This is a genomic window from Enorma shizhengliae (genome assembly GCF_009676995.1).
Classification (GTDB): Bacteria; Actinomycetota; Coriobacteriia; order Coriobacteriales; family Coriobacteriaceae; genus Enorma; species Enorma massiliensis.
The window spans coordinates 357,505-382,522 of sequence record NZ_VTFZ01000001.1 but is presented as its reverse complement, the minus strand read 5'-3'; the positions used below and the strand labels follow the sequence as shown (position 1 = coordinate 382,522).

Here is a 25,018-nt window from a genome sequence, read left to right as displayed (position 1 = left end):
GGACATACACATATACAGCATACACCTGTTTGTGAGTGCTGTTTTTGGGGATATGTCAAAATTGATAAGGCAAAAGTATTCTTAAATTGGGTACAAAAAACTAAGCCCCTACAAAAGGGACTATCATAATCCTTTGTTCCCACTATTTGATTATAGTTTTATTTAAGAATACCTTGCCGCATATTTTTTACTCCTTTTCTGGAATTGAATTATTATATCTTATATCACATCAGTTTTAGGAAAACAAGTATCTAAAAGAAATTTTTCTTCCCCTTATATGTAACAATCATACCGGCTTCCTAACGTTCAGAATGGTTTCTACTGTCTGCTGCGGTGTTTGGTTGGAATTGTCCAGCCAAAAGCCGATCCGTGGTGTTGTCTGCATTTTACTAAATACAAATTCAATGTATACAGAAAGAAATATATAAGGAGTGGGAGGGATTCCGCCGTAGTCGGCATTGTAGGAAAATCCAAAAGTTTAGATTTTCTCAAAATGCTTATCTTTTGGTCTTTGGTTCGGAATAGTGTAGTGCTGGCGGTCTATCTATTGTTTTCGGTTGCTTGCTTCTTTACCGTACATGAGCATTTGTAGCGGGCTTGTCAACTACTTCTTCGGCCTGCCGTCGCCGGTCGCTCGATAGTCGCCCGGAGCGAGCGTGGAAGGCGTAACGCCTCCCACGGAGAGCAGATAGACAAGCCGACCCGAAGTGAGAACGTCATGCATGGAAAACCGCACCACCGGCATGCCGAGCAGCGTTAGATGCGACTCGCGCCGACGCTCACGCGCGAGCACCTCAGTCGTGCTCCGTCCCTGCGTGAGCTCAGGGTCGTCATACTTATCCAATCCGTCAAGCTCACCCAAGGCCGTAGATCCGTCTTTCAGAAGGAAGAGGAAATCTGGCCGCACCTCTCGCCAGGGCTCAACAGGATCCGAGAACGCAGGCTGGATATCAGACGGAGCCATGCCCGCCTCAATCATCACGGCGCGCGCAATCGACTCGCCGCCGCTCTCTGCCCTTCCATCGGCAAAAGCCGCGGCACGCCGAGCAATCGCGGCGCCACGCCTCGATTCGGCGAGCTCCTCAACGATGAACTTCAGAACGTCCCGATCGATATCGAACGTGCGGAGCAGCCCATCCGCCACCGCCAGCGCATCTGCAAACGGCGCCGACACCATACTATCCACCGCGGCCTCTACCAGCGATATCACACGCACGCCATCGACGCAGGTAATCTCGTGCGGCGTCATGCCGTGCCGCTTGAGCATTCCTCGGCTCTTTGACGGCGCGGATGCCTTCGTAACGCAATGAACTGCATCGAGAAGATGGTAGGAGACGGGCAGGCCATGGATGAGCGCCGCGCTATGGGAGCAGAACACTATATCCTGGTCGCGTGCCGCAAGCGCCCGCACGATATGAAGGTGCCGCGCATCGGGCCGCAGCGCATTCCAGTAGTCGTTCGTTGCGAACAGACGTGGGAACGGCTCTACCACGACACTCTGAGCAACGTGCCGCCGCAACAGCTGCACCTCATTCCGGTCGCGCGCGGCAAAGCATCTGCCACGCCCTTGCTCATCACGAATGAGCTGCTCGAGCTCTGCCCAGCGCTTCGACCTCCGCATAGCGCCACCCCCGACCACGAGACTGAGTTTCTAGCGCTCATTCTACATGCCGAATTACGCAATAAGACGGAGAAAAATGCTTCTAATTGCGTAATTCGGCATGAAAGATTCATTTTGTCGATTCTACGCCCGAGAACGCCGTCCGGAGCGGGCACCCTCCGCAAAGAGAAGCGCCCCCGCAGCCGGCTCCGCCCAAAATCGGGCGCCCATGCAAAGGGGAGCGCCTTCGCAAAGGGGGCGCCCGACATCATCAGGAGGTAGCAGCGCCGCCCGCAGACGGCTGAAAGCGGCATCACCCGACCCAGCTGAAAGCAGCAGCGCCGCCCGCCCCAGCCGAGAGAAGCGGCACCGCCTGGCACCGCCCGGCGCCGGCAGCATCGTCGAGCACCGACAGCGCTACTTGACTCCCTCGCCCAAACGCTCGGCCACGGCCGCCACGGCGTCATCGGTAACGGCACCGCACGTAGAACACGAGCCGCCGGCTGCGCCGGTACCGCCGCGCGCGCCGCTCCCCGCATCATCTCCGTGATACGGCCGGAACTTGCTGTCATCCATATCCATCGCAAGTGGCTTCACGCTCTGCATGGTGAAGCCCTTGCCCGCACGCAGGTTCTCCTTGGCCACGCTGATCATGAGCTTGATGCGGTTGAGCTGGTTCACCTCCGAAGCACCCGGGTCGTAGTCCACGGCCACGATGTTGCTCTCGGGGTGCTGCCGGCGCAGCTCCTTGATCACGGCCTTGCCCACCACGTGGTTCGGCAGGCATGCGAACGGCTGCGTGCAGATGATGTTCGGCGCGCCGTGGTCGATGAGGTCGAGCATCTCGGCAGTGAGCAGCCAGCCCTCGCCCATGTTGTTGCAAAGTGAAAGAACCTGCGTGGCCTTCTGAGCCATCACGCTAATGGGCTCGGGGCGCTCGAACCGGGCACTCCGCTCCAGCAGCTCGTCCACGGGCTTGCGCATCCAGTCGACCAGGCCGATGACGGCATCCATGGTGGCTCGCGATGCGGCGGAGCTCCCCAGCTCGTCCTTCTGCACCTTGGCATTCGACATGGAATACAGGAAGAAGTCGAGGAGCCCCGGCACCACGGCCTCGCAGCCCTCGGACTCAATGACCTCGACCACGTGGTTGTTAGCCGTGGGGTGGAATTTGACGAGAATCTCGCCTACCACGCCCACGCGCGGCTTGGTGCCCTCGCCCACGAGCGGCAGCGTATCGAACGCGCGGATGGCCTCGCGCGAGAGCCGCGTGAACGAACGGCGCGTGAACTTGGGCGCGAGCTTGCGGGCGCGCTCCATGTATTCCTCGAAGAGCGCGTTGGCAGAGCCCGGCGTGGCCTCGTACGGGCGCGTGCGGTAGAGCATCTGCATCATCACGTCACCGAAGAGCACGCAGTACACGGCGGCCTTAAGGAGGTTCGGCGTGAGCTTGAAGCCGGGATTCTGCTCGTCGAGCTTCACCGCGGCCAGGCTGATCACCGGCACCTGAGGGTTACCGCTCTCGCGCAGCGCCTTGCGGATGAGCGCGATGTAGTTGGTGGCGCGGCAGCCGCCGCCCGTCTGCGAGATGATCACGGCGGTGCGGTTAAGGTCGTACTTGCCGCTCTCGATAGCCTCCATGATCTGACCGGTCACGAGGATCGACGGGTAGCAGATGTCGTTGTTCACATAGCGCAGGCCCGCCTCGACGGCGCCGCGGTCGGTAGAGGGCAGCAGCACGAAGTTGTAACCCGCCGCCTTCATAACCTCTTTGACCAGGTCGAAGTGGATGGGCGCCATCTGCGGGCAGAGGATGGTGTAGCCCTGGTCGCGCATCTCCTCGGTGAACTGCACCTTGGGGAAGGCGGCCGAGTTCGCGCGGCGCTGCGCGGAGAGCGCGTACTTGTGCGTAGAGAATGCCGGGGCATCCTCGCTCGGCGCCACGGGGGCGGCGTCGCCCTGCTCGTAGGCCTCGCCGGCGCGGGCGGCCTCAGCGGCGCGCTCCGCCTCCTGGTCCTTCAAGGCAGCCATGAGCGAGCGGATGCGGATGCGCGCAGCGCCGAGGTTCGAGACCTCGTCGATCTTGAGTACGGTGTAGATCTTGCCGGAACCCTCAAGAATCTCCTGCACCTGGTCGGTGGTGAGCGCGTCGAGGCCGCAGCCGAAGGAGTTCAGCTGGATGAGGTCCAAGTCGTTGCGAAGCGTCACGAGCTTAGCCGCACGGTAGAGGCGGCTGTGGAACATCCACTGGTCGACCACGCGGATGGGCCGGTCGGGTTTCACGAGGTGCGCGACGGAATCCTCCGTGAGCACCGCGAAGCCGAAGCTCGTGATGAGCTCGGGCAGAGCGTGGTTGATCTCCGGGTCGTTGTGGTACGGGCGCCCGGCGAGCACGATGCCGTGGCCGCCGTGCTCTTCAATCCAGTGAATGGCCTCCTCGCCCATCTCCTGGATGCGCTCATGGAAGCGAGCGTCCTCCTCGTAGGCAGCGTTCACTGCGGCGTCGATCTCGGAACGGGTGATCTTGGGCCCGCGCACGCGGCCGAGGCCCTCCTCCGCATCCTGCACGCGCTCGACGGCGATGAGCTCGTACAGACGGCGCTTGAGCTCGATCTTGTCGTGATACGGCACGAACGGGTACATGAACTCGACGTTCTTGCTCGCAATCTCGTCGATGTTGAGGCCCAGCGCCGTGGGGTAGCTCATGACGATGGGGCAGTTGTAGCAGTTGCCCGCTGCCGGGTCTTCCTTGCGCTCCCAGCGGATGCACGGCATCCAGATGAAATCGACGTCCTTGTCGATGAGGTTCATCACGTGGCCGTGGCTGAGCTTAGCCGGGTAGCACACGGACTCGGATGGCATGGACTCGATGCCCGCGTCGTAGGTCTTCTTGCTCGAATCGTCCGAGAGCACCACGCGGAAACCCAACTTGGTGAAGAACGCGTGCCAGAACGGATAGTTCTCGTACATGTTGAGGGCGCGGGGGATGCCCACGGTGCCGCGCGGGGCGTCCTCCTCCGCCAGCACGGAGCGGTTGAAGAGCAGGTCGTTCTTGGCGGCGAAGAGGTTCGGCACCTCCTGCTTCTTGGCGTGGTTGCCCGCGCCCTTCTCGCAGCGGTTGCCGGTAATGAAACGACGGCCGCCACCGAAGTCGTTGATGGTGAGCTGGCAGTTGTTGGAGCAACGGCCGCAGCGTGCATGACGCTGGATCACGGTAAGCGCAGCGATCTCTTCGGCGGAGAGGATGGTCGAGGTGCCCTCGGCGCCGGCGCGGTCGCGCGCGAGGAGCGCCGCACCGTAAGCGCCCATGCAGCCCGCGATGTCCGGACGCACGGCGTTCACGCCGGTAAGGAGCTCGAAAGCGCGCAAAGTGGCGTCGCTCATGAAGGTGCCGCCCTGGACGATCACCTGTGTGCCGATCTCTTTAGGATCGCGCAATTTGATGACCTTGAACAGGGCGTTCTTAATCACGGAGTAGGACAGGCCCGCGGCGATGTCGCCCACCGTGGCGCCTTCCTTCTGCGCCTGCTTCACGCGGGAGTTCATGAACACGGTGCAGCGGCTGCCCAGGTCGACGGGCTGCAGGGCGCCGATGGCTTCGCGAGCGAATTGCTCGACACCCATATCCATGGACACGGCGAAGCTCTCGATGAAGGAACCGCAGCCCGAGGAGCAGGCTTCGTTGAGCATGATGTGCTCGATGACGCCGTCCGCCACGCGCAGGCACTTCATGTCCTGACCACCGATGTCCAAGATGAACTGCACGCCCGGCAGGAAGGCCTTCGCACCGCGCAGGTGAGCAACGGTCTCGATCTCGCCCGAGTCGGCCTTGAGCGCCTCGATGAGGAGCGCCTCACCGTAACCCGTGGTGGTCACATGGCCGATGGTGCAGCCTGCGGGAATGTGCGCGTAGAAATCGGCCATGATGGTCTTGGCCGTACCCAAGATGTCGCCGTTGTTGTTGCCATACCAGGTGTAGAGGAGCTGGCCATCCTCGCCCACCATCGCGGCCTTCATGGTGGTGGAGCCGGCGTCCAGGCCGATGAACACGCGGCCCTCGTAGCCCTCGAGCTCGCCGCGGGGCACGACCTCCTGGTCGTGGCGCTGCTTGAACTCCTTGTAGTCGGCATCGGTCGCGAAAAGCGGATCCAGGCGCGCCACCTCGGAGCCCTGGGTGTCGCCGAGCGCATCAATGGCGGCAATGAGCTCGGGGAAGGTGCTGAGCTTTTCGGACTCGTGCGCCATGGCGGCGCCGCTTGCTACGAAGAGGTGCGCGTTCGCGGGCACGATGCGATGCTCCTCGTCAAGCTCGAGCGTGATGTAGAAGCGCTCGCGCAGCTCGGAGAGATACTGGAGCGGGCCGCCGAGGAAGGCCACGTTGCCACGGATGGGGCGGCCGCACGCGAGGCCCGAGATGGTCTGCGTTACCACCGCCTGGAAGATGGACGCGGCCACGTCCTCCTGGCGCGCGCCCTCGTTCAAGAGCGGCTGCACGTCGGACTTGGCGAAGACGCCGCAGCGGCTCGCGATGGGGTAGATGGTGGTGGCACCCTTGGCGAGCTCGTTCAAGCCGGAGGCGTCGGTGTGGAGCAGCGTGGCCATCTGGTCGATGAACGCGCCCGTACCACCAGCGCAGGTGCCGTTCATGCGCTGCTCGATGCCCTGGTCGAAGTAGATGATCTTGGCGTCCTCGCCGCCGAGCTCAATTGCCACGTCCGTCTGGGGAATCATGGTCTCCACGGCGCGCTTGCTCGCGATGACCTCCTGCACGAACTCAAGACCGAGCCACTGCGAAAGGAGCAAGCCGCCGGAGCCTGTAATGGCACAGGTCATCTGCGCCTCGGGAAGCACCGCGGCCGCCTGCACGAAGAGGTCGCGGGCGCAAGCGCGCACGTCGGTGTGGTGCCGCTGGTACTTGGCATAGACGATTTGGTTGTCATCGTTCAGCACGGCGAGTTTGACGGTGGTGGATCCCACGTCGATGCCTAAATGCAGGTTGCTTGTTGCGGCATCAGGATTCCAGATTGCACCGTCTGATACCGCGCCCGCCGTCGCGCCCGGCGCCTCGGCAGCCATCTCCTGCTCGGGCATCTCGTCCACTTCGCCCATCACGGGAATCTTAACCATTGAAGTCCTCCTTGATGTCAGCATCATCCGTTGCGTCATCTAGCGGGCCGAAGAGGTTCAGGCCCATGAGCTTCATGCCGTACTCCGGCACGTTGATATCGATCGGCTTTCCGTACAGATCGCCCGGGCGCACGAACGCGGCGACCGTCATGATGCGCGCCATCGTTTCGGGGGTCTCGCGCAGCCCCCTCGCGAACCACCTCTGTACGATGCCCATTTCCGCGGCGACCACGTAGGCAAGGTAGTAGTCGAAGAATGCACCGAGCACGCCAGGGAAGATGCCCGTTTTCATGCGATCGGCAACCGTGTCGCGAGCGATATCCATGATTCTCTGGACGAACGCAGGGTCACCGCCCGGGCCCAGCAGCGCACCGATCACCGCACCGTCGCGTTTCAGATAGGCGAGCAGCTCAACGGAGCCCGGTGCGGGCTCGAGGTCCTCGATGTTTCGGTACAGAGAGGCAAGATCCGCCGCGGCCACGCGGGCGATGCGAGCGCGAATCTCGTCCAAGATGTTCGCCTCGACCTGCTCGATGAAATCAGGGATATCGCGGTAATGCGTGTAAAACGTGCGGCGCGTGAGGCCGGCGCGCTCCGTGAGCGCGGCGACCGTGACCGCATTTACGTCCTCGCCATCGCTGACCAGCTCTGCAAGCGCCCGGCGCAGCATACGCTGCGAACGCAAGCTGCGGCGATCGCATTTAGCGGGCGCCGGAGTCGCGGGAGCCATCGAAAGGGTTGCCGGGGGCACCTGCCGGACCGGCTCCGCCACAGGTGCTGTTACCGCTGCTGATGCAGATGGAACCATATACCATCTTTCTCGTGTGTGAAGGCCCATTCCTTCACGCGCTGAGTATTATTGCACACAGCGTGCAATATCATTCACACGCGCGCCGGCATCGCCGCGTCTTCACAAGTGTTAGGAGCTTGTTAGTGCTGTGACACGCTTGCCGCAACCAACCGGAGGAACAACGCAGCGCTTTTGCGATTCGTAAGTATCTGTCGCCGCCGCAGGCATCCGCCGTCACCGCAGGCTCCCCCGCCGCCGCAGGCTCCCCCGCCACCGCAGACATCCGCCGTCACCGCAGGCTCCCCCGCCACCGCAGACATCCGCCGTCACCATATGCCCGATTGCCCCCGCCGCCAAAAAACTCTCGCCAAAGGATCGAATTTCTCTCGCCCCACGCAGTAGCCCGATAGGAAGCAACCCTTGTAGCTGAGCTTTCTTCCGGCAAACAGGCGCTTGTACCCGGCGTGCCCAATAAAAATCGATCCTTTGGCGGGAGTTTTGCTTCGATGACGCGAAATTCTAAGGTTTCGGTCCCGCCCAACCGGTTGAATCCGCGGCAGCCACGCCAACAAGCAGGCGACGCCTCGATTGCGGCAATCAGCTACTCGATTACCACGCGCCCGCGCTCGCGACGGAGCGTCCGCAACATGTGCCGCGGCACGGCGTGTAGATAGCACGGCCCGATAACGGTGCCCGCCGCGCGCTTGGCTTCGTCGCTGCCGTTCGCAGTGGCATAAGCATGTTCGAATCTCTCGAGCATCACCAAATCGTTGCCGCCGTCACCGTATACGGCTACTTCGCTTTCGGCGTAGCCAAGATGCTCGGCGAGCCACGCGACGCTCGCGCCCTTGTTGACCCCGACCTGTGTGATTTCGAACATCACAGGGTTGAAGGGTGCATTAACCAGCGTATCGCTATGCTCGGCAAGATATGCTTTGAGCTCGCGTTCGAGCCCGTCGTCCGAAACACGGCAGTTGACCTTGCATATCTCGTGCGCGAGCACCTCGCCCATCGACTGGGAGAAACGGCGCTCCCCTCCGCCGCCGCGACGCTGACGCATGCCACGCATCACGATGCGTCGCACCAAACCGTCGCGGCGGAATCCCGCCTCATGGTCCTCGCGGGTGCCCGTGATATAAGAACCCTCTGGCGCCACGCAGTCGAAGCACACATGGGGAAATGAGCGCATGAGGTCTTCGAGCTCCGCCGGATCAAGCGGGAACGTCTTGATAATCTCCCCCGCACCATCGCGAATGATGGAGCCGTTTGACCCCACGGCTTCAATCGGCACGTCCTCGAAACCAAGGTCCCGAGCGGATATGACCGTGCGCCCCGTCGCGAGCACCAGATGCGCTCCGGCTGCCACGATGGCCCGCGCAGCGTCGAGGATGGTTCGGTCGACGTTGTGAAACGCGTTGAAAAGTGTGCCGTCGAGGTCGCTCGCGAAAAGCTTGATCATGGGTCCTCCTGGTTCAGCCACGTCGAGGGTGATACATGATACCGTCGCTATCACGTCGACCGAGCGCGCGAAGCCCCGGCCCGCATGGCAGGCGGACGGTGCCGGCAGCCAAACCGCTGCGACACACATACGCCATTCTCGCACGAATCGCTGAACAAGATGATGAACGTTTAATAAGGCTTGGCGGACATTTTGGCAACCGGCGCCTTTTCGTTCCCGGCGCCTCGACCCTTATCTATCCCAGCGCGACATCCAGGACCATCATGACCACGAAGCCTACGATCACGCCGAGCGTGCCAACGTTGGAATGCTCGCCCAGATGCGCCTCGGGAATGAGCTCCTCGACCACCACGTATATCATCGCGCCCGCGGCAAAGGCGAGAAGCCACGGCATGAAGGGACTGATCCACCCCGCCGCCAAGACCACGAGGATGCCGAATACGGGTTCGACGATGCCGGAAAGGCTCCCCATGGCGAACGCCTTCGCGCGGCTCATGCCCTCACGACGCAACGGCAGCGAAATGGCAGCGCCCTCGGGAAAGTTCTGCAGGCCTATGCCCAGCGCCAGCGCGAAGGCCATGCCCAGATACGCCTCTCCTGCTACCCCCTGCGCCTGCGAAGCCATGGCAAACAGCAGGCCAACGCTCATTCCCTCGGGGATGTTGTGGAGTGTCACAGCGGAAACCAAAAGCGTCGTGCGCTTCCAGCTGGTTTGGATGCCCTCGGGCTCATCGCTTTCCGCATGCAAATGCGGCAAGAGCGAATCGAGCGCTATAAGGAACGCGACTCCCAAGAGAAAACCGCCCGCGGCTGGAATCCAGCCGATCTGCCCCATCTCCTCCGCTTGCTCGATGGCGGGGTTCAAAAGCGACCATACGCTGGCGGCGATCATCACGCCCGCCGCGAACCCGAGGAAGATGTGATGGGTGAGCTTGCCTTTCTCGGGGTCCTTGCCAGTGAAAAACACCACGGCCGAGCCCGCAGTGGTCATGAGCCATGTGAAACCGCAGCCAAACGCGGCCCAAGATAGCGCCTGCAACGTCGAAGCGTCAAACATATTCGGTCCTTTCGTCTTCACTCATCCTACCCGGTTTACACGAAAGAACCTATTCGGACCCGCAGCGCTCCACAAGAATCCGCCAGGAACGTGCTGATTGATGGGCACCGGGGACATCCCGCTCATCGAGATCTCAACTTTTGGGCACTTCCTCGCGCGGCGGGCGGGTACGGGCGAGCGGGATGGAGGGAAAGGCGCAGCTCAGGGGGCCGGCGGCCTCCCGATCGCGGCGCGGCTACCCGGGCCTTCCGCCCCGAAGTGCCCAAAAGCTGCAGTCCCGATCGCCCCGAAGATGAAATCATCGTTTCCCTAGGCTCCGAAGTATGCCGCGATCTGGGCCATGCGCTCGCTTTGAGCGACGCCGAAGGGGCACCGGCGATCGCAGTGACCGCAACCGATGCACTCCCCTGCATGATGCTCCAAATTGCGATAGTGCTCGGCCGCCAGCTCATCCCCCACACACGCCAAGTCGTAATACTTGTTGACCAGACCGATCTGAATGCCGGCCGGACAGGGCTGGCAATGGTTGCAATACACGCACCTCGCCTCGCGCGTTTGCGGGGCCATGGACGCGAGGACGGAATAGTCGCGCTCCTCGGGTGACGCCTCGAAGAAGGAGAGCAGATCGCGCAGGTCGGACACGCCGTGCACACCCGGCAGCACCGTGAGGACACCCGGTTTATCGAGTGCGTACTGAATGCATTGGGAGCGCGTGAGCGCCCGCCCGAACGGTGACTGCTCGGCATCGAGCAGCTGACCGCCCGCAAACGGCTTCATCACCGCAACGCCCACGCCCGCGCGCTCGAACTCGCGGTATAGCAGCGCGCGGTCGGCGGCCTCGCCCTGACCATATTCGGACTCGTCGGTATAGTCGTACATTGGATTCAAGCTGAACATAGCGAGGTCGAAGGATCCCGTTGCGAGCAGCTCTCGCGCGATATGCAGGCTGTGCGTGGAAAACGCCAGGTGGCGAATGGTGCCGTCGGCTTTGCGTGCCTGAGCATAATCCCATATGCCGCCATTCATCACGCGATCGAGATCGGCATCTTCGTCGATACAGTGAATAAAGCCGAAGTCGGCATAATCGGTGCCGATGGCTGCCAGGCGCTGCTCGAACTCCGCAATAGCGGGAGCCGCCTTGGTCGTCCACCCATACGCTCCGCTTTCGTACAGCGCTCCGATATGCACCTGGATGTGCACCCGGTCGCGATGACGGCCGAGAACGCGCCCCATCACCGCGAGCGGGGCGGCCTCGCTCGGGATGAAATCGAAATGGTTGATACCGGCGTCAACCGCCGCGTCGATGGTGCGCTCAATCTCAGCCGAGCTCGCGTTATGCAACCCTCCCGATCCAAGTCCGATCACGCTGATCTTGTCGCCGCCATGCGGCAGAGTGCGATACTCCATGTTCTCCTCCGTTGCTGCACTTGTCGCTGCAGGTGCCTGTCGTTGCAGGCACGCCCCATGGGCAGCCTCATGCCACGATTGTGCACCTTGGAGTTCACTCAAAAGCAAGTAATCGCCGAAGCAATTCGCTCTGGCCGCCCAGCGCTTTTATGCCTCGGAGATATCCATGCCGAAGAACTCATTGGAAAGCTCGGCGAGCGTGCCGCTCTCGCGCAGCGAGGCGATTGCGTCGTTCATGGCGCTGAGCAGGGATTCCGTAGCCGCCTCACGGCGCAGCGGGAATGCCACATGGGTGGGCTCGCTGTTCTCGGCAGCGATTTTGAGACCGGCCTCGGGATGCTGCTCCATGTAGTCGTAGAACACGACCTCGTCGTTCAGCGTGGCGTCGATGCGCCCCGCCTCGAGCAGTTCAATGGTCTGGTTGAAATCGTCAACGCCGGTATTGGTGGCGCCATAGCTCTCGGCGAGCGTTGCGTAGCTCGATCCCAGCGTGTTCGCCGTCGTCTTGCCGCTGAGGTCGTGCATACTCGCGATATCGGAGTCTTCCGTGGTAATAACCACGATCCGATTGTATGCGTACGGGTCGGTGAACGCGTACTTCTCCTCGCGCTCCGGCGCCACCGAAACACCGTTCGCCATGGTGTCGTAGCGCCCCGAATCGAGACCCGCAAGCAGGCCATCCCATTCGCCTTCTGCGAACTCGGCATCGACGCCCAGCTCTGCAGCGATGGCGCGCGCGACCTCGATGTCAAAGCCGGTGAGCTCCCCCACCTCGTTGTGGAACGTCCAGGGGCTCCATGTGCCCTCGGTGGCAAACGTCATGCTCCCGCGCTCTTGTATTTGTGCGAGCAGGTCGTCCGAAGCGGCCGCAGAGCCGGAGTCGCCGACGTCCATCGAGCCTGCACCACCACCGTCGCCGCTGCAGCCCGCAAGGCCAGCGAGCGCCGCAAGGGCACCTGCACCCACAATAACTTCTCGGCGGCTCAGGGCCTGATCATGCATCGTGCTAACCATAGTGTGTCCTTTCCTTCTAAATCCCAGTGGTTCGTAGACACCCGGTGTCTACGATTCATGGTTCGTAGACACCGGGTGTCTGCGATTCACCGAGTGTCTGCGGACCACGCACGGTGTCTAAAAACGCGCGGACGCGTTCGTTGGCCGGGTGGTCGAAGAACTCCCGCGCGGGCGCCTCGGCCTGAACCATGCCATGCTCCATAAACACCACGCGGTCCGCAACATTCCGCGCGAAGCCCATCTCGTGCGTCACGACCACCATGGTCATGCCGTCTTGGGCGAGGTCGCGCATGACGCCGAGCACCTCGACCGTCAGCTCTGGGTCGAGCGCCGAAGTTGGCTCGTCGAAGTAGACGACTTTCGGGCTCGTCGCCATGGCACGCGCGATGGCAACACGCTGCTGCTGACCGCCAGACAGCTGCACCGGGTAGGCATCGAGCCGGCCTGCCATGCCCACGCGTTCCAAGCACCTCACGGCGATCTCGCGTGCCTCGTCCTTAGGCATGCGGTGCGCCACCACGAGCCCCTCGGTCACATTGCCGAGTACCGTTCGGTTGCGAAAGAGGTTGTATGACTGGAAGACGAACGCCGTGTTACGCCGAATCTCGGCAGCTTCCTTCACGGTAACACGAGCCAAATCGAAGTGGGCCCCATCGAGCGCAAGCTCGCCCGCATCGGCGTGCTCAAGCAGGTTTGCGCAACGCAACAGGGTCGTCTTGCCTGAACCCGAGGGCCCGAGGACGGCCACGACCTCGCCGCGCTCAACCGCCAGGTCGATGCCATGAAGCACCTCCGCATCGCCAAACGCCTTGCGCACCCCCGTGAACTGCAGAATGGGCGTTGTCGTAGAAACCTCAGCCATGGTCCTACCCCCTCTCCATGCCGCGCCTCGCGAGCGCGCGCTCACCCCAACCCTGCAGCCACGTGAGCGCCGTGGAGAAGATCAGGTAGATAACACCGACTTCTAGATACAGCGGCAATGCCTCGTACGTGCGCGAAACGATGCGCTGCGTGGCCATGAGCATTTCGAGTACCGTGATGTTCGCAGCAAGCGAGGTATCTTTCACAAGCGAGATGAGCTCGTTGGAAAGCGGCGGGAACGCCGTGCGAAGTGCCTGCGGCAGCACGATGCGCCGCATAACCTGCAGGTAGGTCATTCCCACGCAGTACCCCGCCTCAAGCTGACCCGCCGGCACGCTCTCGAGCGCGCCGCGAATGGTTTCGGCGGAATACGCACCCGTGTTGATGGAAAACACGATGATGGCCGAGGGCCACGGATCGAGCGTGATGCCAAGATCGGGAAGACCGTAAAACACCACGTAGAGCTGGATGAGGAGCGGCGTGCCGCGAATGATCCAGATGTAGAGACGTGCGAGCTGGCGCAACACGGGAATGCGCGCATACTGCACGAGCGCCACAACGACGGCGATTCCAAGCGCCAATACAAACGAGATGAGCGCCAACGGAATGGTTGCCGTGAGCCCTGGAATGAGAATCTGCACGAAGGAATCGGCCAAGATGCCCAGCACGCGATCAGACATGGTCCGCCCCTTCGCCGCCTCGGGCGCCCCGCGGCGCGGTCGGCTGCGCTGCTGGCGGTGCTGCTGGCGGCGTATCAAGGCGGCCCATACGGTGCAGCACGTGATCGATCTCATCGATGCTTCGCTGCTTGCTGTGCACATCATCGAGCAGCTGTTGACGCTGGCTCAATAGCACGCGCTTCGCCTCGCGCAAACGCCCTTCTTCGCACGCGCAGGTCGCACGCGCCGCCAGCGCGGCATCGCATTGCGCCGCCTCAAGGCAGCGGCACAGATCGTCGGTCAACTCGCCCATCTCACCCTCTCCTTTCAGGGGTCATCCTAGGGCGCAGGACATAACATGTAAAATACTTATATTGCATTGGCTATTATTCGGTAAACGTATGATACTATCGACCAAGTGCATGCGGGCGCGCATCGCGGACAGGTGCATGCAGGGCACATCGCAGTCAGGTGCATACAAGCGCACGTCGGGCGCTATCGGCAAACGCGTGCAAGCGCACATCGAGCGTCGGCACCACCTCTTGAACGGAGGCCAACCAGTGGAACTTCGCACCCTGAGCTACTTTCTCATGATTGCCCGCGAGGGGACCATCTCCGGAGCGGCCAACGTGCTCCACCTTTCACAGCCCACGCTCTCACGCCAGATGCAGGAACTCGAGCACGAGCTCGGATGCACGCTGTTCGAACGGGGCAAGCGACGGATCGAGCTCACCGAAGAGGGCATGCGCTTGAGGAGCCGTGCGGAGGAGATCGTCGACCTCGTCGACCGCACGGAGCGGGAATTTCGCACATCGCCCAACACGCTTGCCGGCGAGGTGCGCATCGGCGGCGGAGAGACCCCGGCCATGTCGCTCGTTGCCGATATCATCTCCGAGCTGCAGAACACCTATCCGCTCATGACATTCAGCCTGTACAGCGGCAACGCCGTGGACGTGAGCGAGCGCCTCGAGACCGGGCGCATCGACTTCGGTCTCTTCCTGGGCCCGACGGACCTGGGACGCTTCGAATCGCTCCCGCTACCTGCGCAAAACGCCTGGGGCGTGCTCATGCGCCAAGATGATCCGCTAGCGGCGCGCGAGCGAATCGCGCCCGAAGACCTCATAGGGAAGCCCATCATCCTATCCCAGCAAGCCGGAAACGAAATGAGCCGCTGGTTCAAACGCGACCTGGAAGATCTCGATGTCGTGGCGACGTACAACCTGCTGTACAACGCTGCCCTTCTCGCGCGCGGAGGCGTTGGCTACGTGCTCGGCCTCGAGGGCATCGCCGCCACCTCCCCCACGAGCGAGCTCGCGTTCTGTCCGCTCGACCCTCCGCTCACCGCCGACGTTTCCATCGGATGGAAACGCTACCAAAGCTTCTCCCCCGCCGCGAACGTCTTCTTGCAGAGCATCCGCGAACGATGGGGATAGCGGCGCGCGTGAGGAGACTTCGGAGAGCTTCGTCGCGCGCGGCTCCCCTTTAGCCCCGCCGTGAGACGAATGCACACCCTGCGCTACAATCGCTGACAGGCACGAAGCATCGAACACCATCGACCGGAAGGCATCACATGGACGAACGGAAGCGCGCACGATTCCTGCGGTGCAACACACTCCTCGCCTGCCCGGTATGCCGCTTGCCGCTCGAGCTCCACGGCACCTCGCTTGCCTGTGAGGCGGGCCATCGCTTCGACCTTGCCCGTCAAGGATATGTGAACCTGCTGCGCGGGAGCAAGAAGCCCGCTCGGTATGGCCGCGAGTCGTTCCACCTGCGGCGCACGGTGTTCGAAAACGGCCTCTACGAGCCGATCGCCGAGGCCCTGTGCCGTGAGGTAGCCTCCTTGGGAGAAACGGCGCGTCGCGTGCCCCGCGTACTCGATGCCGGATGCGGCGAGGGCTACTTCGCCCGTGCGGTGCGCGCGCGAACCGGAGCCGAGGTCTGCGCCTTCGACATCTCGAAGGATTCGGTGCAGCTTGCCGCCGGCCTCGATGCCGATGATGGCATCGCCTGGCTCGTTGCCGACCTCGCCGCGATCCCCGTCCTCGACGGCTGCATCGATTGCGCGCTCGACGTGTTCTCGCCCGCCAATTATGATGAGCTCCGCCGCGTGCTCGCGCCCGGAGGCATCGTGATCAAAGTCGTCCCCACCGCCCGGCACCTCCACGAGCTCCGCGAGCGCGCCGCGGGGCAGCTCGTCCACAGCTCGTACTCCAACCAGCGCGTACTCGATCATTTCTCCAGCTGTTGCACGCTCCGGAACCATTACACGGTCTCGAGCGCGCATCCCATCAATCCCGACGCGCTCGACGCGCTCATCCATATGACGCCCCTGCTCTTCAACGTCGACACGGAGCGCATCGACTGGAGCGGGCTCACGCACGTGACCGTCGAGGCCGAGGTGCTCATAGGCGCCTTCGAGTAACGCGGCTGCGGACGGCGGGCCACAGGGTGCCGGGGCAACCAGCTCGCCGGGTGGTTATACTTGATGCGGTCATGCGAGAAGGGAGGCGCACCGTGGCTACGCGCGTGCTGATCATCGAGGACGACGCCGACATCAACCAGATCGTCGCCACGCGCCTTGAGCGCGACGGCTACCTGTGTACGCAGGCGTTCTCGGGCAGCGAGGCGAAGCTGCTTCTCGAGCGGGGGCTGAAGGAGCGCGCCGAGGGAAAAGCCATGGGTGCGGCATTCCCCTTCGACCTCATCATCAGTGACCTCATGCTTCCGGGCACAACCGGCGAGGAGCTCGTGACGGCCATCCGCGAGAACGGCGCGGACGTGCCCGTTATCGTGATCTCGGCCCGCACCACCGCGGCGGACAAGATCGACCTGCTGAAACTCGGCGCGGACGACTACCTCACCAAGCCCTTCGACCTCGACGAGCTCGTCGCGCGCGTCGAGGTGCAGCTGCGTCACCGCGGGCATGTCGCGGTATCCGGCAGTGCGGGATCCACCCTGCGCTTCCGCGATTGGGAGCTCGACCACGAGGCGCGCACATTCATCGCCGCCGGGAAACCCGTGGACCTCACCCGCATCGAGTTCAACATCGTTGAAATGCTCATGCGCCACCCGAGCCGTGTCTTCACCAAGCAGGAGCTCTTCGAGGGCGCTTGGGGAGAGCCCTATGCAGCGGACGCGAATACCGTGAACGTGCACGTCTCGAACATCCGGACGAAGCTTAAGCCAACGGGCACCGCCGATTACATCAAGACCGTTTGGGGCATGGGCTTCAAGCTCGTCGGCTGAGGGACCGCCGACACTCCGTGGGTCATTTTGGGTCATTTTGGGACGTGTTTCAAACGACTCATTTGGGTCATTTGAAACACGTCCCAAAATGACCGAAACACGTCCCAAAATGACCATGCGGAGCAGCGGTCCGCGCCCGCACGATGCCCCGGCGCATGTTGAATCAGGGCTTTAGACTTCCTTAAAGGTTGCTTCAAGGTTCATGAAGAATCGCCCTCCATACTTAATGCCAACAAACGGAAACCCAGAGATTGGAACCGCTATGAACGTCATCCAGATCAACGGCCTCACCAAGGCGTACGGCGGAACGCGCGCTGTCGATGGCCTCAACATGCGCGTGGGTCAGGGCGATATCTACGGCTTCGTGGGAAAGAACGGCGCGGGCAAATCCACCACCATGAAAATGATCGCCGGGCTCGTAACGCCCACATCCGGCAGCATCAAGCTCTTTGACGAGCAGCGCACGGACGGCGGGTTCTCGAGCGCCTTCTCGCGCATCGGAACGCTCATCGAGCAGCCGGGCCTGCTGCCGAATTTCTCGGCATTCGAGAACCTCATGATGAAGGCACTCTCCATAGGCGTCGTCCGGCCGCGCGAACAATGTACCGAGTTGCTAACGCTTGTTGGACTTGAAGACGCCGGCGCGCGCAAGACGAAGAAGTTCTCCCTTGGCATGAAGCAGCGCCTGGGCCTGGCCCTCGCGCTCGTGGGCTCGCCCGACCTGCTACTCCTCGACGAGCCGTTTAACGGCATCGATCCAGAAGAAACCCGCGCGCTGCGCAGCGTGCTCATGCGCCTCAACCACGAACGCGGCGTGACCATGGTCATCTCAAGCCATGTGCTCGACCAGCTCAACCGCATGGCAACGCGCTTCGGCGTCATCCGCGAAGGCAGCATGGTGCGCGAGTTTACCGAGGAAGAGCTGCATACCGCCTGCGGGAGCTCGGTGCGCGTGAAGACCACCGACCCCGCGCGCAGCCTCGCCATCCTCGAGGAGCATCTGGCGGGAGCGACGTTCCGCGTTGAGCCGGACCAGGGCATCGTGGTCGCCGGAGCGGGTGGGACGCGCCACGCGGCCGCGGCGTTTGGCGGCGCAGCGGGCGACGCGTCGGCGAGCGGTGCGCCCCGGGCAGAGGAGATTTCTCGTGTGCTCTCCGCCGCCAATCAAACGATCGTCGAGCTCAGCGTGCTCGAACGCGACATCGAAGAGTATTTTGTGGAACTCATGGGAGGAGCAGACAACGCCACCCTCCCCACCATCGAACCACGGAGGTAGACCATGGGAGGCCTCATCCTCGACACCATCCTCATCGGCGCCATCGCGTATCTGCTTTCCTCGGGGCGCCGGCGCTAGCGAGCCAGCCAGCAGCCGAAAGAGTCGAGGCGCTGCCAGCAGCGAGCTCGCGCGCAGCAGCAAGGGCCCCGGCGCACCTGAAAGCAACCCCGAAACCCATCCCTCACAAGAGCACGTGCCCCTATTGGCCCATGCTCCCCATGGAAGGAGCCCCCTATGTTGAACCTTCTGAAAGCCGACCTCTACCGCATCACCCGCGTCCACGGCCTGCGCGGAGCCCTCTGGCAGTACCTCGGATTCTGCCTGGCAGTATATGCCTTGCTGTTCGGTTCGTTCCTCATGTTCGATCCATCCGGCGATATGATTCGCAGCTTCACGGTGTTCTCGTCCCCGAGCGCTATGCTTGGCTCCATGCTCGGCAGCCTCATACCGCTGTTCGTCTGCTTTTTCGTGGTTGAACACTGCCTCGCCGACTTCAAGGAGGGCTTCGTGCGCAGCCTCGTGCCTGCCCGCACCGGGCGCCTCTCCTATTTTGCGGAGCGCATCGTGTTCGCCGGCGTCGTAACGGTCATCGTGTTCGCCTCGCTGAGCCTCATCACCCTTGCGCTGGGAGCCGTATTCGGCATGCGCTTCGAGACGATGGATGACCCGCTGGCCTTCATCGCTTGGGCGGTCGCATCGTGCATGAACGTCTGGGCGCTTGCCGTGCTCTCGCTCATCCTCGTCTACGCTACGCGTATCGTCCCCATAAGCTACATCGGCTCGTTCATGCTCTGCAGCGCGATCGCTCCCGAGACGCTTTCGCTTGCATCCGGCCTCATCCAGGCGTATGCGCCCGGACTCATGGGCGTTGCCGATGTGCTCAGCGAGCTTGTGTGCTGGATACCCTCCAACTTGACCAACTGGCTTTTCGCTGGTGGCGCATCGTCGATGGCCGCGGGCTGGGGCGCACTCGGCGCCGCGCTGCCGGGTGCGGGCATCACGCAAGCGATCGTTGCGCCTGCGCTGTGGATCGCCGCCGCCAGCGCCCTCGTCCTTGCCATCGGCCGCAAGCGCGACATCTAACCTGCAACATGGTTCGCCCGTGGTTCGCCGGCACCGGGTGTTGGCGAACCACTTGCCCCGTGGGTGGTTCGTGGACACCGGGTGTTGGCGTTTCATCTGACGCGTAGACACCGGGTGTTGGCGAACCATTCCGGGTGCCACGCTACAATCGTGAACGAGGTATCAGACGGCCAACGTAGGAAAGGAGTGCCATGCTCGCCGCCGCCCTGCTCGTGCTCGGCATCGCTCTAGGTGCCCTCATCACCATGGCGACCTACGCCACCGAGCTCCGACGCATCGCCCGGTTCCTGCAAGCGCGCGAACCGCGCAGCAACGCCCGCGCCACCACCGCGGTGGGCGTGCCCGGCATCCGCGACCTCGCCGACGCCGTGAACACCGAGCTCGATCGCTCCTCACGGGAGCGAGTCGACGCGCAGCGTCACCAAGATGAGTTCCAGCGCGACCTCTCGGCCCTCTCGCATGACATTCGCACGCCGCTCACCGGCGCCAAAGGGTATCTCCAGCTTGCCTATGACGAGACCGATGCCAGCACTCGCCAGCTCCACCTTGCGGCCGCGACCTCCCGCATCGACAGCACGACGGCTTTGCTCGACGAGCTCTTCGCCTACACCAAATCCACCGACCCCGACCTTACGCTCAACATGCAGCCCGTCGCGCTTCGCCCGCTTATCGAACGCGTGCTGGTAGGCCATTATCCCGAATTCGAGAAACGGGGTTGGGAGCCGGAACTCTGCATGCCCGACGAGGCCCCGGGGCGAGACCTCGTCGTCCTGGCCGATCCAGATGCCCTCGCCCGCATCCTGGAGAATCTCGTTACCAACGCCGTGCGCCACGGCTCGGGCGCGCCGAGGGTCCTCGTGCAGCTCACGAGCCGAGGAGAGGCCTCCGTCACGGTCGAGAACCCGGTAGCGAGCACGGCCAGCATCGATACTGCGCGGCTCTTCGACCGCTTCTACCAGGCCGACTCCGCCCGTCACGCCGCCGGAAGCGGCCTTGGGCTCGCCGTCTCGGCCAACCTTGCCCATGCCATGGGCATGGAGCTCACTGCACACCTGAGCGATGCCGCGCCGCGTTCGCTGTCCATCACCCTCACTTGCCCCAGGTAGCGTCGGCCCTCCACATTTTTCGCCCGCGCCGTTCGCAGAGCGTTCACACATCCCTCAGCGGAATGTGAGAAACTAAATGTTCTCGAAACGACCAGAGGGGGCGTTTCGCATCGGAGGGTACGGAGCGGGCGCGTCATGCTTCTCGAACACATCGCATCACCACGGGACGTGAAGGCACTCGATGCCACGGCGCTCCCCCAGCTATGCGACGAAGTTCGCCGCGCCATCCTCGAAAACGCAGCTGCTGTTGGCGGCCACCTCGCTCCCAATCTCGGAGTCGTTGAGCTCACCGTCGCGCTGCACCGCGTCTTCGATTCGCCGCGCGACAAGATCATCTTTGACGTTTCTCATCAGAGCTATGCCCACAAGGTACTTACCGGGCGCGCTGCGGCGTTCACCGACCCCGCGCATTACGGCGAGGTCTCCGGGTTCTCCAATCCGCACGAGTCAGAGCACGACTTCTTCTCGATGGGCCACACCTCGACCTCCATCAGCTTGGCGTGCGGCCTAGCCAAGGCGCGCGACCTTGCCGGCGAGCGCTACGATGTCGTTGCCGTAATTGGCGACGGCTCGCTCTCGGGCGGGCTCGCATTCGAGGGGCTCGACAACGCCGCCGTTTTGAACAGCGGCATCGTTATCGTGGTTAATGACAACGACCAGTCGATCGCCGAAAACCATGGCGGAATCTACGGCTGCCTGGCGCGCCTGCGCACCTCGGGCGGAACTGCCTCGAACAACATCTTCCGCGCGATGGGGTTCGATTATCGCTACCTCGAAGAGGGGAACGACGTCGACTCTCTGGTCGAGGCGCTCGAAGCGCTTCGCGGCATCGACCATCCCGTGGTGCTGCACGTCCACACCACCAAAGGCGCCGGCTATGATCCCGCGGAGCGTGCGCCCGAGGTTTGGCACCATGTTGGCTCCTTCGACATCGAATCGGGCCGCAAGCATACGCTCATCTCGGGCGATGTCCCGGAGGGCACCTATGCCGATATCACCGGCGCACACCTGCTCGAGGCCATGAAGCGCGACCCGCGCGTTGTTGGCGTGACGGCGGGCATGCCCTATGTCATGGGCTTCACCCAGGAGCGCCGCGCCCAAGCCGGGCAGCAGTTCGTGGACGTTGGCATCGCTGAGGAGCATGCAGTCACATTCATCACGTCGCTCGCCGCGGCAGGCGCCTCGCCGGTGTTCGGCGTCTATGGCGCATTCCTGCAGCGCTCTTACGACGAGCTCTGGCACGATCTCTGCCTCAACTGTGCGCCGGCTACCATTCTCGACATCGGCGCGTCGGTCTTCGGCGCTTCAGCCGAAACGCATCTCAACTATTTTGACCTCGCCATGCTGGGGAGCTTGCCCAACCTGCGCGTGTTCGCCCCAACCTGCGTCGAGGAATACCTGCTTATGCTCGACTGGTCGCTTGGCCAGCGCGAGCTGCCCGTCGTGATTCGCGTGCCGGGGACCAAACCCGTTTCGCGCCCCGACCTTGTGGCCGATTTTACCGATGCGCCTGATTTCTCCAAGCCAGCATACCGTGTCGTGAAGCATGGCCAGGATGTTGCCGTACTCGCCTTGGGCGATTTCTTCGAGCTTGGCGAACGGGTCGTAGCTGCCCTTGCTGAGCATGGGATCCAAGCCACACTCGTCAACCCGCGCTTCGCCTCGGAATTTGACGAGGAGCTCATTTCTTCCCTGCCCGATCGGCACCGCGTTGTTGTCACGCTGGAAGACGGCGTCCTCGCCGGCGGATGGGGTGAAAAGATTGCCCGACGCCTGAGCGACCGTGACGTGCGCGTTCGCTGCTACGGCATCGATAACCACTTCCATGACCGCTTTGACCCTCGCAAGCTGCTTGAGCAGAACGGCGTCACCGTCGAGGGAATCGTCCGCGACATCACCAGCTTGCTGTAAGGTCATTTTGAGTCATTTTGGGACGGGTCCGTTTTGACTCATCCGCACCTCCGCCGGTCATATTGGGACGGGTCCGTTTTGACTCATCGCGGAGGCCCCGGCTCATCGCGGCTGTTCTGGTCGCCCGTGCTTGCCCCGGCCCATCACAGAAACTTCCGCCGCCCGCGCAGCGTCCCTGCCCCATAACGCGAACAAGAAACCGCCGCCAGGACGTTTGATCCCGACGGCGGTTTTCAGATAGCGACAGAATGAGTCAAAACGGACCCGTCCCAAAATGGCCAAATGGACCCGTCCCAAAATGACTCAGTCGAATTCGCGCAGCGCCTCCGAAAGCAGCGCCAAGCCACGACGAAGCGTCTCCTCGGATGCGCAGTAGCCCAAACGCGCGCCGCAGGGCAGCTCGAACCGGCTACCCGGCACCAGCAGCACGCCGCGCTCGCGCAGGAGCTTCAGGCAGAACTCCTCGTCGTCCATCGGGATATCGAACTGGATGTACGACGTAGACACCCCCTTGGGCGCAACCCAGCGCACGCGCGGCTCCTCGTCCACCCACGCCTGTGCGATGGCACGGTTGCCGAACACGATGGCGCGGTTACGCTCCATAATCCGCTCGCGGTTGCGCAGCACATGGACCGCCAAAGCGTCGTTGAACACACCTCCGCAAATGAGCGTGTAGTCGCGGTACGTGCGAATCCGGTCCGCCACCTCGGCATTCGACACCGTCCAGCCAATGCGCGCAGCCGGCACCGAGTACGTCTTGGAAATACTGTTCGTCACCACGGCGCGGTCGTACAGATCGGCCATGGAAACAAATGAATCCGTATCCTCCAGCGGCAGATACACCTCGTCCGAAAGCACATAAGCGCCCACCGAACGCGCAATCTCGACAATTCGCTCAAGCGTCTCGCGCGAGAGCACGGTGCCGAGCGGATTTGACGCGTTGTTAATGCAGATGAGCTTGGTATTCGGCCTCACGAGCCGCTCGAGCTCGGCAATGTCCGGCTGCCAGCCAAGTTCCTCCTGAATATGCCAGTACTCCACATCCGCCCCGAGCGTGCGGGGAATCTCGTACAGCGGCTGGTAGGTTGGATACTCCGCGATCACGTGGTCGCCCGGTTCCACGAGCGTCATAAGGGCGAGAAGGTTCGCGCCGGTAGCGCCATTCGTCTGCAAGATGTTCTCGGGCTCGACGTTTTCGTAAAACTTCGCCACCTCCGCTTTGAAGTCGGGCGAGCCCTCGATCCAGCCGTAGTTCATCTTTTCCCGGCCAAGCTGCTCGTAAAAACCGGCGCCATCCGTGCCGTCGAGTCGCAAGATCTCGTCCATGGTGAGCGACGCGATGGTCGACTGGGCAATATCCACCGTCGCGCTCTTCTCGTAAACGTTGAGCCAGTCCTCCACGCCGATGGTTGCGATGTTCATATTCAATCCTTTCTAGCAGCCCAATTGCGTTGATTGCAGTGGTTACAAGCTGATGATTCCCATGCCGAGCAACACGAGCGAGAGCACGCCCAAAGCGGTGACCACCACGAGTCATTTTGGGACGGGTCCATTTTGACTCATTGTCCCGCACCCCGCTGCAAAGCGCACCGCCCACGCCCGAAAAGATTACGAGCTGGGTACAATGCCCGATGAATGTACCGCTTGCATCGGGAGGAAATCGGATGAAAGTTTTGCTCGTCAACGGCAGCCCGCACAAAAACGGATGCACCAACCGCGCGCTCGAGGAGGTTGCCCGTTCGCTTGAGGCCGAGGGCATAGAAGCCGAACTGTTCTGGATCGGAGCCAAGCCAGTCGGCGGGTGCGTGGCATGCCAAGCCTGCAGGTCAACGGGAACCTGCGTCTTCAACGATAGCGTCAACCAGGCGCGTGCAAAGCTCGCCGAAGCAGACGGCTTCGTCTTTGGAGCGCCGGTGCACTATGCACATGCCGCCTCGTCGCTCCTTGGTTTCATGGACCGTCTCTTTTATGCAGACGGCAAGGGTGGCACCCAGAGCAACCTGCGCTTCAAACCAGCAGCAGCCGTGCTGAGCGCCAGGCGCGCCGGAACAACGGCCGCGTTCGAGGATATCAACAAGTTCTTCACCATCGCCCAGATGCCAATCGTAAGCTCACGGTACTGGAACAACGTACACGGCAACTCCGCCGAAGAGGTCGAGCAGGATGCCGAGGGCCTCTGGACCATGCGGCAACTTGGCCGCAACATGGCCTGGATGCTCAAGTGCATCGAGGCGGGGCGCGCGGCAGGAATCGCCCTGCCCGCTCAAGAGCCAAGCGAGATGACCAATTTCGTCCGATAGCCCATCATTTTGCATCATTCTGGGACGGGGCCGTTTTGACTCAGGACAGGGCAATTTGGCTCGCTGCCCTGCATCTCCTCTATGAGGCGCGCCGCCCACATTCCAATATGGCTGCGTCAAAA

General features: G+C 62.4%; 19 protein-coding genes. 8 read left to right on the top strand and 11 right to left on the bottom strand.

Annotated elements, in window-relative coordinates; translation table 11 throughout:
- Positions 1-604: 604 nt before the first annotated feature.
- The 10 genes from GJE22_RS01475 to GJE22_RS01430 all read right to left on the bottom strand — a co-directional run bounded on the left by GJE22_RS01475 (position 605) and on the right by GJE22_RS01430 (position 14,287).
- Complete coding sequence (locus tag GJE22_RS01475; RefSeq protein ID WP_235895727.1) at positions 605-1,621, bottom strand: hypothetical protein; 1,017 nt, start codon at positions 1,619-1,621, stop codon at positions 605-607.
- A 396-nt stretch (positions 1,622-2,017) separates the two neighbouring features.
- A complete protein-coding gene (locus tag GJE22_RS01470; protein ID WP_144687258.1) occupies positions 2,018-6,727 on the bottom strand; it encodes a 2-hydroxyacyl-CoA dehydratase in 4,710 nt (1,569 codons plus the stop codon).
- Positions 6,720-7,412, bottom strand: coding sequence for a TetR/AcrR family transcriptional regulator C-terminal domain-containing protein (locus GJE22_RS01465; protein WP_328592309.1), 693 nt, complete (start codon positions 7,410-7,412; stop codon positions 6,720-6,722). Before GJE22_RS01465 ends, GJE22_RS01470 begins: the two co-directional genes overlap by 8 nt.
- Positions 7,413-8,118: 706 nt before the next feature.
- Positions 8,119-8,976 carry an HAD family hydrolase gene (locus tag GJE22_RS01460; protein WP_144687259.1) on the bottom strand — a complete coding sequence of 286 codons (858 nt, stop codon included), beginning with the start codon at positions 8,974-8,976 and terminating at the stop codon, positions 8,119-8,121.
- Between the two features lie 235 nt (positions 8,977-9,211).
- Complete coding sequence (locus tag GJE22_RS01455; RefSeq protein ID WP_144687260.1) at positions 9,212-10,033, bottom strand: ZIP family metal transporter; 822 nt, start codon at positions 10,031-10,033, stop codon at positions 9,212-9,214.
- 309 nt (positions 10,034-10,342) lie between these two features.
- Complete coding sequence (locus GJE22_RS01450) at positions 10,343-11,440, bottom strand: aldo/keto reductase (RefSeq protein ID WP_144687261.1); 1,098 nt, start codon at positions 11,438-11,440, stop codon at positions 10,343-10,345.
- A 147-nt stretch (positions 11,441-11,587) separates the two neighbouring features.
- On the bottom strand, positions 11,588-12,454 hold the full coding sequence (locus GJE22_RS01445; protein ID WP_218957864.1) for a transporter substrate-binding domain-containing protein: 867 nt from the start codon (positions 12,452-12,454) through the stop codon (positions 11,588-11,590).
- Between the two features lie 55 nt (positions 12,455-12,509).
- Positions 12,510-13,316 carry an amino acid ABC transporter ATP-binding protein gene (locus tag GJE22_RS01440; protein WP_144687262.1) on the bottom strand — a complete coding sequence of 269 codons (807 nt, stop codon included), beginning with the start codon at positions 13,314-13,316 and terminating at the stop codon, positions 12,510-12,512.
- Positions 13,317-13,320: 4 nt separating this feature from the next.
- Positions 13,321-13,995 carry an amino acid ABC transporter permease gene (locus tag GJE22_RS01435; protein WP_019127633.1) on the bottom strand — a complete coding sequence of 225 codons (675 nt, stop codon included), beginning with the start codon at positions 13,993-13,995 and terminating at the stop codon, positions 13,321-13,323.
- Positions 13,988-14,287: a hypothetical protein gene (locus GJE22_RS01430; RefSeq protein WP_144687263.1), complete on the bottom strand. Its 300-nt coding sequence runs from the start codon at positions 14,285-14,287 to the stop codon at positions 13,988-13,990. Before GJE22_RS01430 ends, GJE22_RS01435 begins: the two co-directional genes overlap by 8 nt.
- Before the next feature lie 247 nt (positions 14,288-14,534).
- On the opposite strand from GJE22_RS01430, the gene GJE22_RS01425 reads away from it, so the two are divergent.
- The 7 genes from GJE22_RS01425 (at position 14,535) to GJE22_RS01395 (ending at position 22,596) form a co-directional block, all read left to right on the top strand.
- Entirely contained in the window at positions 14,535-15,407 is an 873-nt protein-coding gene (locus GJE22_RS01425) for a LysR family transcriptional regulator (protein ID WP_144687264.1), read from the top strand.
- A 137-nt stretch (positions 15,408-15,544) separates the two neighbouring features.
- Entirely contained in the window at positions 15,545-16,396 is an 852-nt protein-coding gene (locus tag GJE22_RS01420) for a putative RNA methyltransferase (protein ID WP_144687265.1), read from the top strand.
- 92 nt (positions 16,397-16,488) lie between these two features.
- On the top strand, positions 16,489-17,220 hold the full coding sequence (locus tag GJE22_RS01415) for a response regulator transcription factor (protein WP_235895728.1): 732 nt from the start codon (positions 16,489-16,491) through the stop codon (positions 17,218-17,220).
- A 262-nt stretch (positions 17,221-17,482) separates the two neighbouring features.
- Positions 17,483-18,496, top strand: a complete 1,014-nt coding sequence (locus tag GJE22_RS01410; RefSeq protein WP_144687267.1) for an ATP-binding cassette domain-containing protein — start codon at positions 17,483-17,485, stop codon at positions 18,494-18,496.
- Between the two features lie 234 nt (positions 18,497-18,730).
- Positions 18,731-19,579 carry a hypothetical protein gene (locus GJE22_RS01405; RefSeq protein ID WP_144687268.1) on the top strand — a complete coding sequence of 283 codons (849 nt, stop codon included), beginning with the start codon at positions 18,731-18,733 and terminating at the stop codon, positions 19,577-19,579.
- Between the two features lie 191 nt (positions 19,580-19,770).
- Positions 19,771-20,685: a sensor histidine kinase gene (locus tag GJE22_RS01400; protein ID WP_144687269.1), complete on the top strand. Its 915-nt coding sequence runs from the start codon at positions 19,771-19,773 to the stop codon at positions 20,683-20,685.
- 135 nt (positions 20,686-20,820) lie between these two features.
- Positions 20,821-22,596 carry a 1-deoxy-D-xylulose-5-phosphate synthase gene (locus GJE22_RS01395; protein WP_144687270.1) on the top strand — a complete coding sequence of 592 codons (1,776 nt, stop codon included), beginning with the start codon at positions 20,821-20,823 and terminating at the stop codon, positions 22,594-22,596.
- A 303-nt stretch (positions 22,597-22,899) separates the two neighbouring features.
- Here GJE22_RS01395 and GJE22_RS01390 read toward each other — a convergent pair whose 3' ends face one another.
- The gene (locus GJE22_RS01390) at positions 22,900-24,018 is read right to left on the bottom strand and encodes an aminotransferase (protein ID WP_144687271.1); all 1,119 of its coding nucleotides are present in this window, start codon (positions 24,016-24,018) and stop codon (positions 22,900-22,902) included.
- A 242-nt stretch (positions 24,019-24,260) separates the two neighbouring features.
- Between GJE22_RS01390 and GJE22_RS01385 the strand changes: the two genes are divergently transcribed.
- Positions 24,261-24,896, top strand: coding sequence for a flavodoxin family protein (locus GJE22_RS01385; RefSeq protein WP_144687272.1), 636 nt, complete (start codon positions 24,261-24,263; stop codon positions 24,894-24,896).
- The last annotated feature ends 122 nt before the right edge of the window (positions 24,897-25,018 follow it).

Excerpts from the sequence above, each read along its gene's own strand:
- GJE22_RS01475 (WP_235895727.1), bottom strand. The coding sequence starts at position 1,621 with ATGCGGAGGTCGAAGCGCTGGGCAGAGCTCGAGCAGCTCATTCGTGAT.
- GJE22_RS01470 (WP_144687258.1), bottom strand. The coding sequence starts at position 6,727 with ATGGTTAAGATTCCCGTGATGGGCGAAGTGGACGAGATGCCCGAGCAG.
- GJE22_RS01460 (WP_144687259.1), bottom strand. The coding sequence starts at position 8,976 with ATGATCAAGCTTTTCGCGAGCGACCTCGACGGCACACTTTTCAACGCG.
- GJE22_RS01455 (WP_144687260.1), bottom strand. The coding sequence starts at position 10,033 with ATGTTTGACGCTTCGACGTTGCAGGCGCTATCTTGGGCCGCGTTTGGC.
- GJE22_RS01450 (WP_144687261.1), bottom strand. The coding sequence starts at position 11,440 with ATGGAGTATCGCACTCTGCCGCATGGCGGCGACAAGATCAGCGTGATC.
- GJE22_RS01445 (WP_218957864.1), bottom strand. The coding sequence starts at position 12,454 with ATGGTTAGCACGATGCATGATCAGGCCCTGAGCCGCCGAGAAGTTATT.
- GJE22_RS01440 (WP_144687262.1), bottom strand. The coding sequence starts at position 13,316 with ATGGCTGAGGTTTCTACGACAACGCCCATTCTGCAGTTCACGGGGGTG.
- GJE22_RS01435 (WP_019127633.1), bottom strand. The coding sequence starts at position 13,995 with ATGTCTGATCGCGTGCTGGGCATCTTGGCCGATTCCTTCGTGCAGATT.
- GJE22_RS01430 (WP_144687263.1), bottom strand. The coding sequence starts at position 14,287 with ATGGGCGAGTTGACCGACGATCTGTGCCGCTGCCTTGAGGCGGCGCAA.
- GJE22_RS01420 (WP_144687265.1), top strand. The coding sequence starts at position 15,545 with ATGGACGAACGGAAGCGCGCACGATTCCTGCGGTGCAACACACTCCTC.
- GJE22_RS01410 (WP_144687267.1), top strand. The coding sequence starts at position 17,483 with ATGAACGTCATCCAGATCAACGGCCTCACCAAGGCGTACGGCGGAACG.
- GJE22_RS01405 (WP_144687268.1), top strand. The coding sequence starts at position 18,731 with ATGTTGAACCTTCTGAAAGCCGACCTCTACCGCATCACCCGCGTCCAC.
- GJE22_RS01400 (WP_144687269.1), top strand. The coding sequence starts at position 19,771 with ATGCTCGCCGCCGCCCTGCTCGTGCTCGGCATCGCTCTAGGTGCCCTC.
- GJE22_RS01395 (WP_144687270.1), top strand. The coding sequence starts at position 20,821 with ATGCTTCTCGAACACATCGCATCACCACGGGACGTGAAGGCACTCGAT.
- GJE22_RS01390 (WP_144687271.1), bottom strand. The coding sequence starts at position 24,018 with ATGAACATCGCAACCATCGGCGTGGAGGACTGGCTCAACGTTTACGAG.
- GJE22_RS01385 (WP_144687272.1), top strand. The coding sequence starts at position 24,261 with ATGAAAGTTTTGCTCGTCAACGGCAGCCCGCACAAAAACGGATGCACC.